This is a genomic window from Blastococcus sp. SYSU D01042 (assembly GCF_054050515.1).
The window spans coordinates 144,641-159,197 of the sequence record NZ_JBJGZM010000003.1 but is presented as its reverse complement, the minus strand read 5'-3'; the positions used below and the strand labels follow the sequence as shown (position 1 = coordinate 159,197).

At 73.4% G+C, this 14,557-nt stretch carries 10 protein-coding genes; 7 read left to right on the top strand and 3 right to left on the bottom strand.

Annotated features, from left to right (window positions below; all coding sequences use genetic code 11):
• Nucleotides 1-9: 9 nt before the first annotated feature.
• Nucleotides 10-3,945 (bottom strand): ATP-dependent RNA helicase HrpA, encoded by a 3,936-nt coding sequence (gene hrpA, locus ACI79H_RS07355; protein WP_456553725.1) that lies wholly within the window; start codon nucleotides 3,943-3,945, stop codon nucleotides 10-12.
• Between the two features lie 191 nt (nucleotides 3,946-4,136).
• On the opposite strand from hrpA, the gene ACI79H_RS07350 reads away from it, so the two are divergent.
• The 3 genes from ACI79H_RS07350 (at nucleotide 4,137) to ACI79H_RS07340 (ending at nucleotide 8,285) form a co-directional block, all read left to right on the top strand.
• Complete coding sequence (locus ACI79H_RS07350; RefSeq protein WP_456553724.1) at nucleotides 4,137-4,649, top strand: MarR family winged helix-turn-helix transcriptional regulator; 513 nt, start codon at nucleotides 4,137-4,139, stop codon at nucleotides 4,647-4,649.
• Nucleotides 4,646-6,400: an MDR family MFS transporter gene (locus tag ACI79H_RS07345; protein WP_456553723.1), complete on the top strand. Its 1,755-nt coding sequence runs from the start codon at nucleotides 4,646-4,648 to the stop codon at nucleotides 6,398-6,400. Before ACI79H_RS07350 ends, ACI79H_RS07345 begins: the two co-directional genes overlap by 4 nt.
• Before the next feature lie 88 nt (nucleotides 6,401-6,488).
• Nucleotides 6,489-8,285, top strand: coding sequence for an acyl-CoA dehydrogenase (locus tag ACI79H_RS07340; protein WP_456553722.1), 1,797 nt, complete (start codon nucleotides 6,489-6,491; stop codon nucleotides 8,283-8,285).
• A gap of 61 nt (nucleotides 8,286-8,346) precedes the next feature.
• Here the strand turns inward: ACI79H_RS07340 and ACI79H_RS07335 are convergent, their stop codons facing one another.
• On the bottom strand, nucleotides 8,347-8,514 hold the full coding sequence (locus ACI79H_RS07335) for a hypothetical protein (protein WP_456553721.1): 168 nt from the start codon (nucleotides 8,512-8,514) through the stop codon (nucleotides 8,347-8,349).
• 279 nt (nucleotides 8,515-8,793) lie between these two features.
• Here ACI79H_RS07335 and ACI79H_RS07330 point away from each other — a divergent pair, with 279 nt between their 5' ends.
• Nucleotides 8,794-9,852: a YihY/virulence factor BrkB family protein gene (locus ACI79H_RS07330; protein ID WP_456553720.1), complete on the top strand. Its 1,059-nt coding sequence runs from the start codon at nucleotides 8,794-8,796 to the stop codon at nucleotides 9,850-9,852.
• 70 nt (nucleotides 9,853-9,922) lie between these two features.
• Here ACI79H_RS07330 and ACI79H_RS07325 read toward each other — a convergent pair whose 3' ends face one another.
• Nucleotides 9,923-10,627 carry a hemerythrin domain-containing protein gene (locus ACI79H_RS07325; RefSeq protein ID WP_456553719.1) on the bottom strand — a complete coding sequence of 235 codons (705 nt, stop codon included), beginning with the start codon at nucleotides 10,625-10,627 and terminating at the stop codon, nucleotides 9,923-9,925.
• Nucleotides 10,628-10,760: 133 nt separating this feature from the next.
• On the opposite strand from ACI79H_RS07325, the gene ACI79H_RS07320 reads away from it, so the two are divergent.
• The 3 genes from ACI79H_RS07320 to phaZ all read left to right on the top strand — a co-directional run bounded on the left by ACI79H_RS07320 (nucleotide 10,761) and on the right by phaZ (nucleotide 14,554).
• The gene (locus tag ACI79H_RS07320; protein WP_456553718.1) at nucleotides 10,761-11,942 is read left to right on the top strand and encodes an acyl-CoA dehydrogenase family protein; all 1,182 of its coding nucleotides are present in this window, start codon (nucleotides 10,761-10,763) and stop codon (nucleotides 11,940-11,942) included.
• An 82-nt stretch (nucleotides 11,943-12,024) separates the two neighbouring features.
• Nucleotides 12,025-13,731, top strand: a complete 1,707-nt coding sequence (locus ACI79H_RS07315) for a PHA/PHB synthase family protein (RefSeq protein ID WP_456553717.1) — start codon at nucleotides 12,025-12,027, stop codon at nucleotides 13,729-13,731.
• A complete protein-coding gene (phaZ, locus tag ACI79H_RS07310; RefSeq protein ID WP_456553716.1) occupies nucleotides 13,715-14,554 on the top strand; it encodes a poly(3-hydroxyalkanoate) depolymerase in 840 nt (279 codons plus the stop codon). The genes ACI79H_RS07315 and phaZ overlap by 17 nt, the downstream gene beginning before the upstream one ends.
• The last annotated feature ends 3 nt before the right edge of the window (nucleotides 14,555-14,557 follow it).

The following is a 14,557-nucleotide window of genomic DNA, read 5'->3' as shown; positions in this document are numbered from 1 at the left end:
CCCGGCGGATCAGAGGAGGGCGTCGATCGCCTTGTAGACGCGCTGCTCGCTGATCGGGCGCGGCGTGCCGATGCCCTGCGCGAAGAGGCCGACGCGCAGCTCCTCGACCATCCAGCGCACGCGGACCACCGGGTCGTCCGGGGCGCCGGTGGCGGGCACCTCGCGACGCAGCTGCTCGTACTCGGCGGTGACCGCCGCGACCTGCGCCGTCCACAGCTCGTCGCGGACGGCGTTGGCCGGGAGCTTCTCCAGGCGGTGGGCCATCGCCCGCAGGTAGCGGACGAGGTCGGGCAGCCGGCGGCGGCCGGCCGCGGCGACGAAGCCTCGGTGCAGCAGGCCGGTCATCTGGCGGCGCAGGTCGGCGACCGCCGCCTCGGGCACCCGGCGTGCCGGTGCCGCCCCGATGGCGACGGCGACCTCGCGCGCCTGGGTGAGCACGGCTTCCACCTTCTGCACGGCGTCGACGGTGAGCGGGTGCAGCTCCCGCTTCGCCGTCGCGACCAGCGCGTCGAAGGCCGCCTGGTCCCGCGGCGGGCCGCCTGCCGCGGCGATCAGCTCGTCGGCGGCGGCGTCCACGCAGTCGTCCACCAGCGCCGGGATCTCGCCGTCGGGGTTGAACTGCAGCGCCAGCCGGGTGCGCGGGGTCAGGCTCTTGACCACCTGCTTGGTCGGCGAGCCGGCGACCAGCACCAGCAGCCGCCGCGCCCCGCGCCAGGTCAGCCGCCCGGCCTCGACCTCGGTGGGGACGACGCGGACGCCGACGGTCGCGCCCTCGTCCACCAGCGCGGGGTAGGCGGTGACCAGGTGGTCGCCGCGGCGGACCTCGACGGTGCGCGGCAGCGTGCCGACGTCCCAGGTGGTCATCCGGCTGCGCTCGACCGACGCGGCCGCGGCGGCCAGCGTGGCCCGGGCCTGCGGTGCCACCTGCGCCTTGAGCGCGGCGAGGTCCTTGCCCGTGGCCAGCGGGCGCTGCTGGTCGTCGAGCACCCGGAAGGTGGCCCGCAGGTGGTCGGGCACCTGCCCGGGCTGCCACGCGTCGGGCGGGACGACGACGCCCGCGGCCCGGCGCAGCTCCCGTTCCAACGCGGGCAGCAGCGGCTCACCGGGGTCGATGTGCGGCAGCACCTCGCGCACCCGGTCGGGGATCGGCACCAGCGCCCGGCGTTGCTGCTTGGGCAGTGTGCGCAGCAGGGCGGTGACCAGCTCCTCGCGCAGCCCGGGGACGGTGAACGCCAGCGACTCCCCCGACGTCCGGTCGACCACGGTGTCCAGCACGCCCAGCGGGACGTCGACGGTGACCCCGTCCTCGGCGGAACCCGGGGCGAAGGCGTAGGACAGCGGCAGGCTCAACCCCTGCGTCAACGGCACCTCGTCCGGGAAGTCCTCCACCCGCACCTGACCGGCTGCCGCGGCGTTCGTGAGCATGGCCGGCGTGAAGGTGAGCAGGTCCGGCGTCCGGTGCCGCGCCTGCTTCCACCACCTGTCGAAGTGCCGGGTGCTGACGACGTCGGCCGGGACGCGGGCGTCGTAGAGCTCGAACAGCGTCTCGTCGTCCACGGCGATGTCGCGCCGGCGGGCCCGCTCCTCGAGCTGGGCGACCTGCTCGATCGCACGTGCGTTCTCCGCCCAGAAGCGGTGGTGGGTCGTCCACTCCCCCTGCACGAGCGCGTGCCGGATGAACAGCTCCCGGCTCACCTCGGGGTCGATGGAGCCGTACTGGACGCGCCGGCCGACGACCAGCGGCAGGCCGTGGAGCGTGACCCGCTCGGTGGCGACGACGGAGCCGCGCTTCGCGTCCCACCGGGGCTCGGAGTACTGGCGCTTCACCAGGTGGTCGGCCAGCTGCTCGACGGTCTCCGGGTCGATCCGCGCCACCGTGCGCGCGAACAACCGGCTGGTCTCCACCAGCTCGGCGGCCACCACCCAGCGCGGCGGCTTCTTCGCCAGCGGCGTGCCGGGCGCGAGGACGAACCGGGTGCCCCGCGTCCCGAGGTACTCCCGGCCCGGGCGGCCGGGCTTGCCGTCCCTCGTCCTGGCCGGCTCCGCCTGCATGCCGACCTGGGACAGCAGACCGGCCAGCAGGGACGCGGTGATGCCGCGCTCGTCGGGCTCGGTGGCCGCCCCGCGCAGCTCCATCCCGAGCCGCCGGGCGGTCCCGCGCAGCTGGCCGTGCAGGTCCTGCCACTCCCGGATGCGCAGGTAGTGCAGGAACTCCCGCTTCACGGTGCGGCGGAACTGGTTGCCGCTCAGCGCCTCCGCCTGCTCGCCCAGGTAGCGCCACAGGTTGAGCAGCGCCAGGAAGTCGGAGTTCTCGTCGGCGAAGCGGCGGTGCAGCTCGTCGGCGGCCTGCTGGTGCTCGGTGGGCCGCTCGCGCGGGTCCTGGATGGTGAGCCCGGCCGCGATGACCAGGACCTCCTCCAGCACACCGCGGCGGTCGGCCTCCACCACCATGCGGGCGATCCGCGGGTCCAGGGGCAGGGCGGCCAGCGAGCGGCCGGTCGGCGTGAGCGCCCCCTGCTCGTCGAGCGCCCCCAGCTCCTCCAGCAGCGCCAGGCCGTCGGCGACGGCCCGGCGGTCCGGCGGGTCGACGAAGGGGAACTCGTCGACGGCGCCGAGGTCGAGGGCGGCCATCTGCAGCAGCACCGAGGCGAGGTTGGTGCGCAGGATCTCCGGGTCGGTGAACTCCGGCCGGGCGTCGAAGTCGTCCTCGGTGTACAGCCGGATGGCGATCCCCGGTCCGAGCCGGCCGCACCGGCCCGACCGCTGCCGCGCCGACGCCTGGCTGACCGCCTCGATCGGCAGCCGCTGCACCTTGGTCCGGTGGCTGTACCGCGAGATGCGCGCGGTCCCCGGGTCGATGACGTAGCGGATGCCCGGCACGGTCAGCGAGGTCTCGGCCACGTTGGTGGCCAGCACGATCCGCCGTCCGGTGTGCGGGGCGAAGACCTTGTGCTGGTCGGCGGCCGACAGCCGCGAGTAGAGGGGGACCACCTCGGTGTCGCGCAGCTCGCGGTCGGCCAGCGCGTCCTGGGTGTCGCGGATCTCGCGCTCACCGGCGAGGAACACGAGGATGTCGCCCGGGCCCTCGGCGGTCAGCTCGTCGACGGCGTCCAGGATCGCCGTCACCTGGTCGCGGTCCTCGTCGGCCTCCGGGTCGTCCGGGTCCACGACCGGGCGGTACCGCACCTCCACCGGGTACGTGCGGCCGCTGACCTCGACGACCGGCGCGCCCGAGAAGTGGGCGGCGACCCGCTCGACGTCGATGGTGGCCGAGGTGATGACCAGCTTCAGGTCCGGGCGCCGCGGCAGGATCTGGGCCAGGTAGCCCAGCAGGAAGTCGATGTTGAGGCTCCGCTCGTGGGCCTCGTCGAGGATGATCGTGTCGTACTGGCGCAGCAGCCGGTCGTGCGCGATCTCGGCGAGCAGCACGCCGTCGGTCATGAGCTTGACCAGCGTCGAGTCCGAGACCTGGTCGTTGAAGCGCATCTTGTAGCCGACCGCCTCGCCCAGCGGCGTCCCCAGCTCCTCGGCGATCCGCTCGGCGACGCTGCGCGCGGCGATCCGGCGCGGCTGGGTGTGCCCGATCCGGCCGCGGACGCCCCGGCCGAGCTCGAGGGCGATCTTCGGCAGCTGCGTGGTCTTGCCCGAGCCGGTCTCGCCGGCGACGACGACCACCTGCGCGTCGCGCAGCGCCGCGGCGATGTCGTCGCGGCGCGCGCTGACGGGCAGGTCCTCTGGGTAGGAGACCGCGGGCACCGCCGCGCGCCGGCGGGCGATGCGCTCCTCCGCGGCGACGACGTCGGCGACGAGGCGCTCCTGCTGCCGTTCCCTTGCGCCGGCGTCCCGCGTCCTCCGCAGCCCGTCGAGGCGGCGGCGCAGCCGGTGCTCGTCGGCGAGCGTCAGGCCGGCGAGGCGCGCGCGGAGGTCGTCCTGCGGGGAGCTCACCGGTGGCTCGCGTTCCTCTCGGGGTCGTCAGGGGTACGGGGCGGCTCGCCCCACCGGCTCCAGGATCCCACCGGCCGGGCCGGGCCTGCGACGTCGCCAGGATCACAACCGGTGCAGTCTGCAACTACGTGCTTGCATCCAACAACCGTCTTATGCTCGGCGTGCTCCCTGCTCCACCTCGAAGGGCCGTCATGTCCCCTCCCCCCGGCCCGCACCGGACCGCCTCGCCGCCGCGCGACCGCTCCGTGGGCACGCTGTCCGAGCAGATGCCGCGCTTCCTGCGGCTGGTCACCGCGGCGAAGGTGCACTTCGCGCCCGACGTACGCGACCGCGCGGCGCTCGTGCTGCTGCACCCGCTCGTCCGGCTCGGGCCGCTCCGCCAGGGCGCGCTGGCCGACGAGGTCCGCGCCGACCCCTCGACGGTGAGCCGGCACGTCGCCGTCCTCGTCGCCGAGGGCCTGGTGCGCCGGGTGGCCGACGAGTCCGACGGCCGGGCCACCCGGCTCGTCGTGACCGACGCCGGGCTCGCCGCGCTCGAGCAGCTGGGCCGGGACCGCGCCGCCGTCCTCGACCGCATCACCAGCACCTGGGGCGAGGACGACCTCGCCACCTTCAGCGACCTCCTCGGCCGCTTCCTCGACGACCTCGCCGCCGCCCTGCCGGGCGACGCGGCCTCCACGCCCGTACCGGGAGACCTCCGATGAGCCAGACCACCGCAGCCGAGCGCGAGGCACGGCGGCGATCAGCCGCCGCACCCGGCGCGGACGGCGCGTTCACCCACCGGCAGATCGTCACGATCCTCGTCGGCCTCATGGTCGCGATGTTCCTGGCGGCGCTGGACCAGACCGTCGTCTCCACCGCCATCCGCACCATCGCCGACGACCTGCAGGGCTACGACCTGCAGGCCTGGGCGACGACGGCGTTCCTCATCACCTCGACGATCGCCACCCCGCTGTACGGGAAGCTCTCCGACATCTACGGGCGCCGGCCGTTCTACCTGTTCGCGATCGGCGTCTTCGTCCTCGGCTCGATCCTGTGCGGCATGGCCGACTCGATGTACCAGCTGGCCGCCTTCCGCGCGGTGCAGGGCATCGGCGCCGGCGGGCTCATGTCCCTGGCGCTGGCGATCATCGGCGACATCGTCCCGCCGCGGGAGCGCTCCCGGTACCAGGGCTACTTCATGGCCGTCTTCGGCTCCTCGAGCGTCCTCGGCCCGGTCATCGGCGGCTTCTTCGCCGGGCAGACCTCGCTGCTCGGCGTCGACGGCTGGCGCTGGATCTTCTACGTCAACGTGCCCCTGGGCGCGATCGCCTTCGCCGCCGTGTGGAGGGTGCTGCACCTGCCGCACGAGCGCCGCGAGCACCGCATCGACTGGCCCGGCGCGCTCACCCTCGTCGCCTTCCTGGTGCCGCTGCTGATCGTCGCCGAGCAGGGCCGCATCTGGGGCTGGACCTCCGGGCGGGCCGTGGCCTGCTACGCCATCGGCGTGGTCGGCTTCGTCCTGTTCGTGCTGGCCGAGCGGGCCTACCGGGACGACGCGCTGCTGCCGCTGCGGCTGTTCGGCAACCGCACCTTCACCGTCAGCGGCATCGGCTCGGTGGTCATGGGCGCCGGCATGTTCGGCGGGCTGCTGCTGCTCCCGCAGTACCTGCAGATCGTGAAGGGCTCCAGCGCCACGGTGGCCGGCCTGCAGATGGTGCCGCTCGTGCTGGGGATCATGACCGGCGCGATGAGCTCCGGCATCGCGATCTCGAGGACCGGCAGGTACAAGGTGTTCCCGCTGGTCGGCGTGGCGCTGATGGTCGTCGCCCTGACGTCGATGTCGTTCGTCGTCGGGCCGGACACCTCGGTCTGGGCGCTGGTGCCGTTCATGGTCATGCTCGGCCTGGGGCTGGGCTTCAACTTCCAGCCGGTCATCCTCGCCGTGCAGAACGCCGTCTCCCCGCGGGAGATGGGCGTCGCGACGTCGTCGGTCACCTTCTTCCGCCAGATGGGCGGCACGATCGGGACGGCGGCCTTCCTCTCGCTGCTGTTCACCCGGCTGCCGCAGGAGATCGGCGACCGGATCGGCGCCGCGGCGGCGAGCAACCCGGACGCCGCCGCCCAGGCCCAGCAGCTGAGCCAGGCGGGCATCGAGGAGGTCACCTCCGACACCACCCGGATCGCGGAGTTCCCGCTGCTCGTGGACCCCTTCCGCGAGGGCTTCACCGCCTCGGTCGACCTGGTGTTCCTCATCGCCGCCGGCGTCGTCGCGATCGGGTTCTTCGTGTTCCTCTTCCTGCCGCAGCTGAAGCTGAGCGAGAAGTCGGGCATCCAGGCCGCGCAGGCGGAGTCGGCCGGGCAGGCGCCCACCGACGAGACCGACGCGGGCGAGCAGGCGGTGCAGGCCGCCGGTGCGGCGGCGCCGACGTCCACCCCGCCGCCGACCGGCCGCCCGGGCGACACCGCCCGCTGACCGCCACCGAGGGCGGGGAACCGGGGCTCCGGGGATCGATCCGGAGCCCCGCTTCCCCGCCCTCGCGCGCCGGTCGCACACTGGCGTCATGCCCGGCCCCTCGCTGATCCTGTCCCGCCGCGACCTCGACTTCCTGCTGCACGAGTGGCTCGACGTCGAGTCGCTGACGAAGCGCCCGCGGTTCACCGAGCACTCGCGGCAGACCTTCGACGCGGTGCTCGACCTGGCCCAGCAGGTGGCCACCGAGCACTTCGCCCCGCACAACCGCACCGCCGACGAGCACGAGCCGCGGATGGTCGACGGCCGGGTCGAGCTCATCCCGGAGGTCGGCCGCGCCCTGCGGGTCTTCGGCGAGGCCGGACTGATGGCCGGCACCTTCGACGAGGAGCACGGCGGCATGCAGCTGCCGCACAGCGTCGGGCAGGCGGTGCTGGCCTGGTTCCTGGCGGCCAACGTGGGCACGTCGGGCTACCCGTTCCTCACCATGGCCAACGCCCGGCTGCTCCTGGCGCACGGCACCGAGGAGCAGATCGGCACCTTCGTCGCGCCGATGGTCGAGGGCCGCTGGTTCGGCACGATGGCGCTCTCCGAGCCGCAGGCCGGGTCCTCCCTGGCCGACATCACCACCCGCGCCGAGCGCCAGGACGACGGCACCTACCGGCTCACCGGCAACAAGATGTGGATCTCCGGCGGCGACCACGAGCTGACCGAGAACATCGTCCACCTGGTGCTGGCGAAGGTCCCCGGCGGTCCGGCCGGCGTGAAGGGCATCTCGCTGTTCGTCGTGCCCAAGTTCCTGGTCGGTGACGACGGCTCGCTCGGCGAGCGCAACGACGTCGTCCTGGCCGGGCTCAACCACAAGATGGGCTACCGGGGGACGACGAACACGCTGCTGAACTTCGGCGAGGGCGTGCACACCCCGGGCGGGCGGGCCGGCGCGGTCGGCTACCTCGTGGGCGAGGAGAACCGCGGCCTGACCTACATGTTCCACATGATGAACGAGGCGCGGATCGGCGTCGGGATGGGCGCGAGCGCGTTGGGCTGCACCGGCTACCTGCACGCGCTCGAGTACGCCCGCACCCGCACGCAGGGCCGGCCGGCCGCAGCCAAGGACCCCGCCTCCCCCATGGTGCCGATCATCGAGCACCCGGACGTGCGCCGGATGCTGCTCGCCGCCAAGAGCTACGCCGAGGGCGGGCTGGCGCTGGGGCTGTACTGCGCGCGGCTGGTCGACGAGGAGCAGACCGCCGACGACGCCGCGGGGCGGGAGCGGGCCCACCTGTTGCTGGAGATGCTGACGCCGATCGCCAAGGCCTGGCCCTCGCAGTGGGGGCTGGCCGCGAACGACCTGGCCATCCAGGTGCACGGCGGCTACGGCTACACCCGCGACTACCCCGTCGAGCAGTTCTACCGGGACAACCGGCTCAACCCGATCCACGAGGGCACCCAGGGGATCCAGGCGCTGGACCTGCTCGGCCGCAAGGTCGTGATGCAGGGCGGCGCGGGGCTGGCGCTGCTCGCGGAGACCATCGGCGCGACGACGGCGCGCGGCGCGGGCACGGAGTGGGCGCAGTTCGCCGCCGACGTGGACGCCGCGGTCGCCCGGCTCGGCGAGGTCACCGCGACGCTCTGGGGCACCGGCGACCCCGAGCTCGCGCTGGCCAACGCGCACGTCTACCTCGAGGCGGCCGGGCACGTCGTCGTCGCCTGGCTGTGGCTGGACCAGGCGCTGGCCACCACGGGCGGCGAGGGGTCCTTCTACGACGGCAAGCGGGCCGCCGCCCGCTACTTCTGGCGCTGGGAGCTGCCCCGCACCGGGGCGCAGTTCGACCTGCTCGGCTCGCTGGACCGCACGGTGCTGGACACCCCGCCCGACGTGCTCTGAGCAGCAGGACGCCCCGCGCCCTCCGGGGAGGGAGCGGGGCGTCCGGTGCTCGTCGTCCGGGCTAGGCGGCCTGCGCCGCGCCCACGGGCTCCGCGGTGGCGGGACGGGCAGCGGGGGTGCGCTCGGCACGCTCGCGCTCGTAGCGGGCGGTGGACTGCGTGCCCATCGCGATCACCAGGGCCGTCAGGACCAGGAAGCCGATCAGCGTCACGGCCGGCCACATCACCATCGTCGTTCTTCTCCCCCTGCGTCCGGGTGCCGCCGTCGGGTCAGGGGCGGCGGCACGTCGAGGGGCTTCATCCCCTGTCCCGACACGTCTCAATCGTCATGTCGTGCACTTCACCTGACGGAGTGTGACCGGAGTCATCCCCGCGCCCCGGCGTCCGCTCACGCGGGGTCTGATCTCCGTTCGGCAACGGCGCGCCGCCCTCCGGTATGGAACCGGGCGGATCTGGGCACCGCCTCCTCCGATCGAGGGCTCCGCGCCTTCCCCGACCCGGAGGACTCCATGACCCGACCCACCGGCTCGTCCAGCCGCTCGAACGACGCGAGCAGCTCGACGAGCGAGGCCCGCTTCGAGGGCAACCGCGCCGGCGGCGACCCCGCCCCGGACAACGACGTCATCAGCGGCACCCGGGCCGACTTCGCCCCTGTCGGCGCCGACCCGAAGCCGACCACGGGCGGCACCATCAAGCGCACGCTCAAGGAGTTCAGCGAGGACAACCTCACGGACTGGGCCGCGGCGCTGACGTACTACGGCGTCCTGGCGATGTTCCCGGCGCTGATCGCCCTGGTGTCCATCGTCGGCCTGCTCACCGACCCGCAGGAGCTCACCGACGCCCTCACCGAGGTGGTGCCGGAGTCCGCCGCTGACACCCTCAACCCGGTCATCGACCAGATCGCCGGCAACAGCGGGACCGCCGGCCTCGCGCTGGTCATCGGTCTCGCGACGGCCGTCTGGTCGGCCTCCGGCTACGTCGGCGCGTTCACCCGCGCGGCGAACGTCGTCTACGAGACGCCCGAGGGGCGCAAGGTCTGGAAGCTCAAGCCGCTGCAGCTGCTCGTGACGCTGGTCGGCATCCTGTTCGCCGCCATCATCCTGGCGCTGCTGGTGCTCAGCGGCCCGGTCGTCGACGCCATCGGCTCGGCCATCGGGGTCGGCGAGACCGGCCAGACCGTGTGGAACGTCGTGAAGTGGCCGGTCGTGCTCGTCGTGCTCGCGCTGATGATCGCCGTCCTCTACTACTCGACGCCGAACGTGAAGCTGCGCGGCTTCAAGTGGGTCAGCCCCGGCGCCGGTGTGGCCATCCTCGTGGCGATCGTGGCCTCGGCCGCCTTCGCGTTCTACGTCGGCAACTTCGGCAGCTACAACAAGACCTACGGCGCGCTGGCCGGTGTGGTCGTGTTCCTCATCTGGTTCTGGCTGATCAACGTCGCCCTGCTCTTCGGCATCGAGCTGGACGCGGAGATCGAGCGGACCAAGGAGCTCAAGGAGGGCGTCCCGAGGGCCGAGAAGGAGATCCAGCTCGACGCCCGGGCCAACCCGAAGGACAAGCAGACGACGTAACGGCTGCGAGAGCCCGTCAGGCGCCCCCTCCCTCCGCGGGAGAGGGCGCCTGACGCGTTCTCGGGGGCGGCTACCGGCTGGTCGGCGGCCGGTCGCCGGTGCGGGAGAGCGGGATCCGCTCGACCAGCCCGGCCACCTGGGCCAGGCCCGCGCTCAGCGCCCGGCCGGCGGGGACGAACCGGTCCGGCGCGCGCCGCACACCGGCGTCGACCAGGTCGCGGGTGCGGTCGATCAGCGACAGCGGCAGGCCCGACAGGGCGTTGCCCGGCGGTCGGCGGGACACCGTCGGGTGCGGCCGGGTCGGCGAGATGCGGCGCATCACCTCCCACCGGCGACCCAGTGCCCGCAGCTCGGCCGGGCTCACCGCCGCCTGGAGGCGCGGGAACATGACGTCCTCCTCGTCGCGCACGTCCTCGCGCAGCACCTCGGTCAGGCGCCGCAGCCGGGCCGGGCGCTCGGGGTGTTCCAGGCCGTCCCGCTCGAGGGCGGTGACCAGCTCGTTGACCTCCTGGTGCTCCTCCTCGATCTGCAGCGTCAACGCCTCGCCGTCCGGGAGGACGCGCCGGACGACCGGCCAGATGACGGTCTCCTCGGCGAAGGCGTGGCTGAAGACCAGCCGGTCGATGCGGGTCAGCACCTCCTCCTGAGCCGTACCGGTGGCGCCGTCGAGCTCGTGCAGGAGGCGGTCGAGCTCGACGTGGTCGCGGCGCTGGCGGACCAGCACGCTGCCCGGCCCCCCGAGCTCCTCGTCGGTCTGGTCTGCGATGGATCTCACGGGTGCTCCTCGGGGACGTCGGGGGGGTGGACCCCTCGGTGCCCGTTCGGGTGGTCACGCATTCGTCACGTTGCCGGTGCGGCCGGGCGGGTAGGGGCGGACGACGACCACGACTGCAGGGAGACAGCCAGCCATGAGTGACGCCCCTCCGGTGACCTCGGACTTCTACGACCTCGAGGGGCTGCTGTCCGACGAGGAGCGGGCGCTGCTGCACCGGGTGCGCACGTTCATGGACGAGCAGGTCGAGCCGGTCATCAACGGCTACTGGACCCGCGGCGAGTTCCCCCACGAGCTGGTGCCCGGCCTGGCCGGGCTGGGCATCGCCGGCAACCCCTACTCCGGTTACGGCTGCCCGGGCCGGTCCTCGTTGTTCGACGGCATGGTGGCCATGGAGCTCTCCCGGGGTGACGCGTCCATCTCGACCTTCATGGGCGTGCACGGCGGGCTGGCGATGGGCTCGATCTACCTGTGCGGCTCCGAGGAGCAGAAGGAGCGCTGGCTGCCCGCGATGGCGCGCATGGAGCTGATCGGCGCGTTCGGGCTGACCGAGCCCGAGGCCGGGTCCGACATCGCGCGCGGCGCGCAGACGACCTGCCGCCGCGAGGGCGGGACGTGGGTGCTCAACGGCCAGAAGAAGTGGATCGGCAACGCCAGCTTCGCCGACCTGATCATCATCTGGGCCAAGGACGAGGAGTCCGACCAGGTCCTCGGCTTCGTCGTCGAGAAGGGGACGCCGGGCTTCTCGACCGTCGACCTCCAGGACAAGATCGCGCTGCGGGTCGTGCAGAACGCCCTGATCACCCTCGAGGACGTGCGGGTGCCCGAGGAGAACCGGCTCCAGGAGGCGAACAGCTTCCGCGACACCGCCAAGGTGCTGAAGATGACCCGCGCCGGGGTGGCGTGGTCCTCGGTCGGCTGCTCGCGCGGGGCCTACGAGCACGCGCTGCGGTACGCGACCGAGCGGGAGCAGTTCGGGCAGCCGATCGCGGAGTTCCAGCTGGTGCAGGACCTGCTGGTGCGGATGCTGGGCAACATCACCGCCTCGGCCGCCATGTGCGCCCGTCTCTCGCAGCTGCAGGACGAGGGCACGATGAGCGACGAGCAGGCCTCGCTGGCCAAGGCGTTCTGCACCATGCGGATGCGCGAGACGGTCGGCTACGCCCGCGAGCTGATGGGCGGCAACGGCATCCTGCTGGAGAACCACGTGGGCCGGTTCGCCGCGGACGCCGAGGCCATCTACTCCTACGAGGGCACCCGCGAGGTCAACACGCTGATCGTCGGCCGGGCGGTGACCGGCACCAGCGCGATCACCTGAGCCGAGGGGTCCCGCTCCCCCTGCCGGGCGACGGCGGGTGTGCTTCAGTGAGCTGACTCACACCGGCCGCGGAGGAGACGCGATGACCACGACGGCACGCCAGCCCGACGTCCCGGAGGCAGCGGCCGAGGGCGCGCTCGGGCTGGACATGGTGCTGGTCGACGCCGCCCGCGGGCCGCTGCGCCGGCTGGTCCCGCCGGCCGGCACGGCGCTGCGGTTCGGCGCCGCGCTGGGCCGGCAGCCGGTCACGGTGGCCCGGCGCACCGGCGAGCTCGCCTCCGAGCTGGGCCGGATCGCCCTGGGCCGCTCGGAGCTGGCACCCGGCGGCAAGGACAAGCGGTTCGCCGACCCCGCCTGGTCGGGCAACCCGCTGCTGCGCCGGGCGATGCAGACCCACCTGGCCGCCGCGCGCACCGCCTGGGAGCTGATCGAGGACGCCGATCTCGACTGGCAGGACGACGAGCGCATCCGGTTCACCGCCACCAACCTGGTCGACGCCCTGGCGCCGTCCAACGTGCCGGTGCTCAACCCGCTCGGCTGGAAGGCGCTGATCGACACCGGCGGGAGGAACGTCGTGCAGGGGCTGCGGCGCATGGCCACCGACCTGGCCGCCCCGCCGCGGGTGCCCTCGATGGTCGAGCCGGACGCGTTCTCCGTCGGCGAGGACCTCGCGGTGACGCCGGGCGTCGTCGTCTTCCGCACCGACGTGTTCGAGCTGATCCGCTACCGGCCGACGACGGACACGGTGCACGAGGTCCCGCTGCTGATGGTGCCGCCGACGATCAACAAGTACTACATCGCCGACCTCGCCCCGGGCCGCAGCATCGTCGAGCACTACGTCGGCGCCGGCCACCAGGTCTTCATGATCTCGTGGCGCAACCCCGACGAGCGGCACGCCGAGTGGGGCCTGGACACCTACGGGTCGGCGCTGCTGGACGCGATGGACGCCGTCGAGCACGCCTCCGGCAGCGAGCGGGTGGCGCTGCAGGCCTTCTGCTCCGGCGGGATCATCACCGCGATGGTGCTGGCCCACCTGGCCGCCGAGGGCCGGCAGGACCGGGTGAGCGCGGCGAGCTTCGCCGTCACGGTCCTGGACTGGTCGCGGGCGGGCACCGTGTCGGCGCTGATGGACGAGGAGTCGGTCCGCGCGGCGACCGAGCGCTCCCGCCGCAAGGGCTACCTCGACGGCGCCCAGCTGGCCGAGGTCTTCGCCTGGCTGCGACCCAACGACCTGATCTGGAACTACTGGGTCAACAACTACCTGCAGGGCAAGCCACCGCCGAACTTCGACATCCTCTTCTGGAACGCCGACACGACCCGGATGAGCGCGGGACTGCACCGGGACTTCATCGACGTCGCGCTGGGCAACGCGCTGACCGAGGCCGGCGGCGCGACGATGCTCGGGACGCCGGTGGACCTGTCCGCGGTCACCGTCGACACCTACGTCACAGCGGGTATCGCCGACCACCTCTGCCCGTGGCAGGCCTGCTACCGCAGCACCCAGCTGCTCGGCGGGGAGAGCCGCTTCATCCTGTCGACCAGCGGGCACATCGCCTCGCTGGTCAACCCGCCGGGCAACCCGAAGTCCACCTTCCAGGTGGCCGACGACACCCCGCCGGACGCGGAGGAGTGGCTGCGCACCGCCCGGACGGAGAAGGGCTCCTGGTGGCCGGACTTCACCGCGTGGCTCGCGGAGCGGTGCGGCGAGCGCGTCCCCGCCCCGACCGACCTGGCCGGCGGGCTCGAGGTGCTGGGCGAGGCCCCGGGCACGTATGTCTTCGACAAGTAGCGCGCGGCCGGGCACGGGCGATCGGGTCCGCTCGGTCACGGCCGGCGGCCGCACGCTGCGGACGTCGGTCCGGGCCGGTACCGACGCCGCCGTGCCACCGCTGCTGCTGATGAACGGCATCGGCGCGAGCCTGGAGGTGCTGCAGCCCTTCGTCGACGCGCTGGACCCGCGGCGCACGGTCGTCCGGTTCAACGTCCCGGGGGTGGGTGGGTCCCCGCCGCCGGTCGTGCCGTACACCCTGGCCACGTTCGGCCCGGTGGTGACCGGGCTGCTCGACCGGCTCGGCCTGGACGGGCCGGTCGACGTCCTGGGCCTGTCCTGGGGCGGCGGCCTCGCGCAGCACTTCGCCGTGCAGCACCGCCGGCGCTGCCGCCGGCTGGTGCTCGCCGCCACCGGCACGGGAGCGCTCATGGTGCCCGCGCACCCGCGGGTGCTGGCGCGGATGCTCACGCCGCGGCGGCACCGGGACCCGGAGTACGCGCGGCGGATCGCGGGGGAGATCTACGGCGGCACGATCCGCGACGAGCCCGAGCGGGCGGCCCGCGCGCTGCACGCCGCGACCCGGCTGGGCCCCCGGCGCGGCTACTACTACCAGCTGGCCGCGAGCACCGGCTGGAGCAGCCTGCCCTTCCTCGGGCTGATCCGGCAGCCGACGCTGGTCCTCGCCGGCGACGACGACCCGATCGTGCCCGTGGTCAACGCCCGGGTCATGGCCCGGCTGCTCCCGGACGCGCGGCTGCACGTCTACCCGGGCGGGCACGTCGCGCTGGTCACCGAGGCGCCGCAGCTCGCGCCGGTCGTGGAGGCGTTCCTCGACGCCTGACCC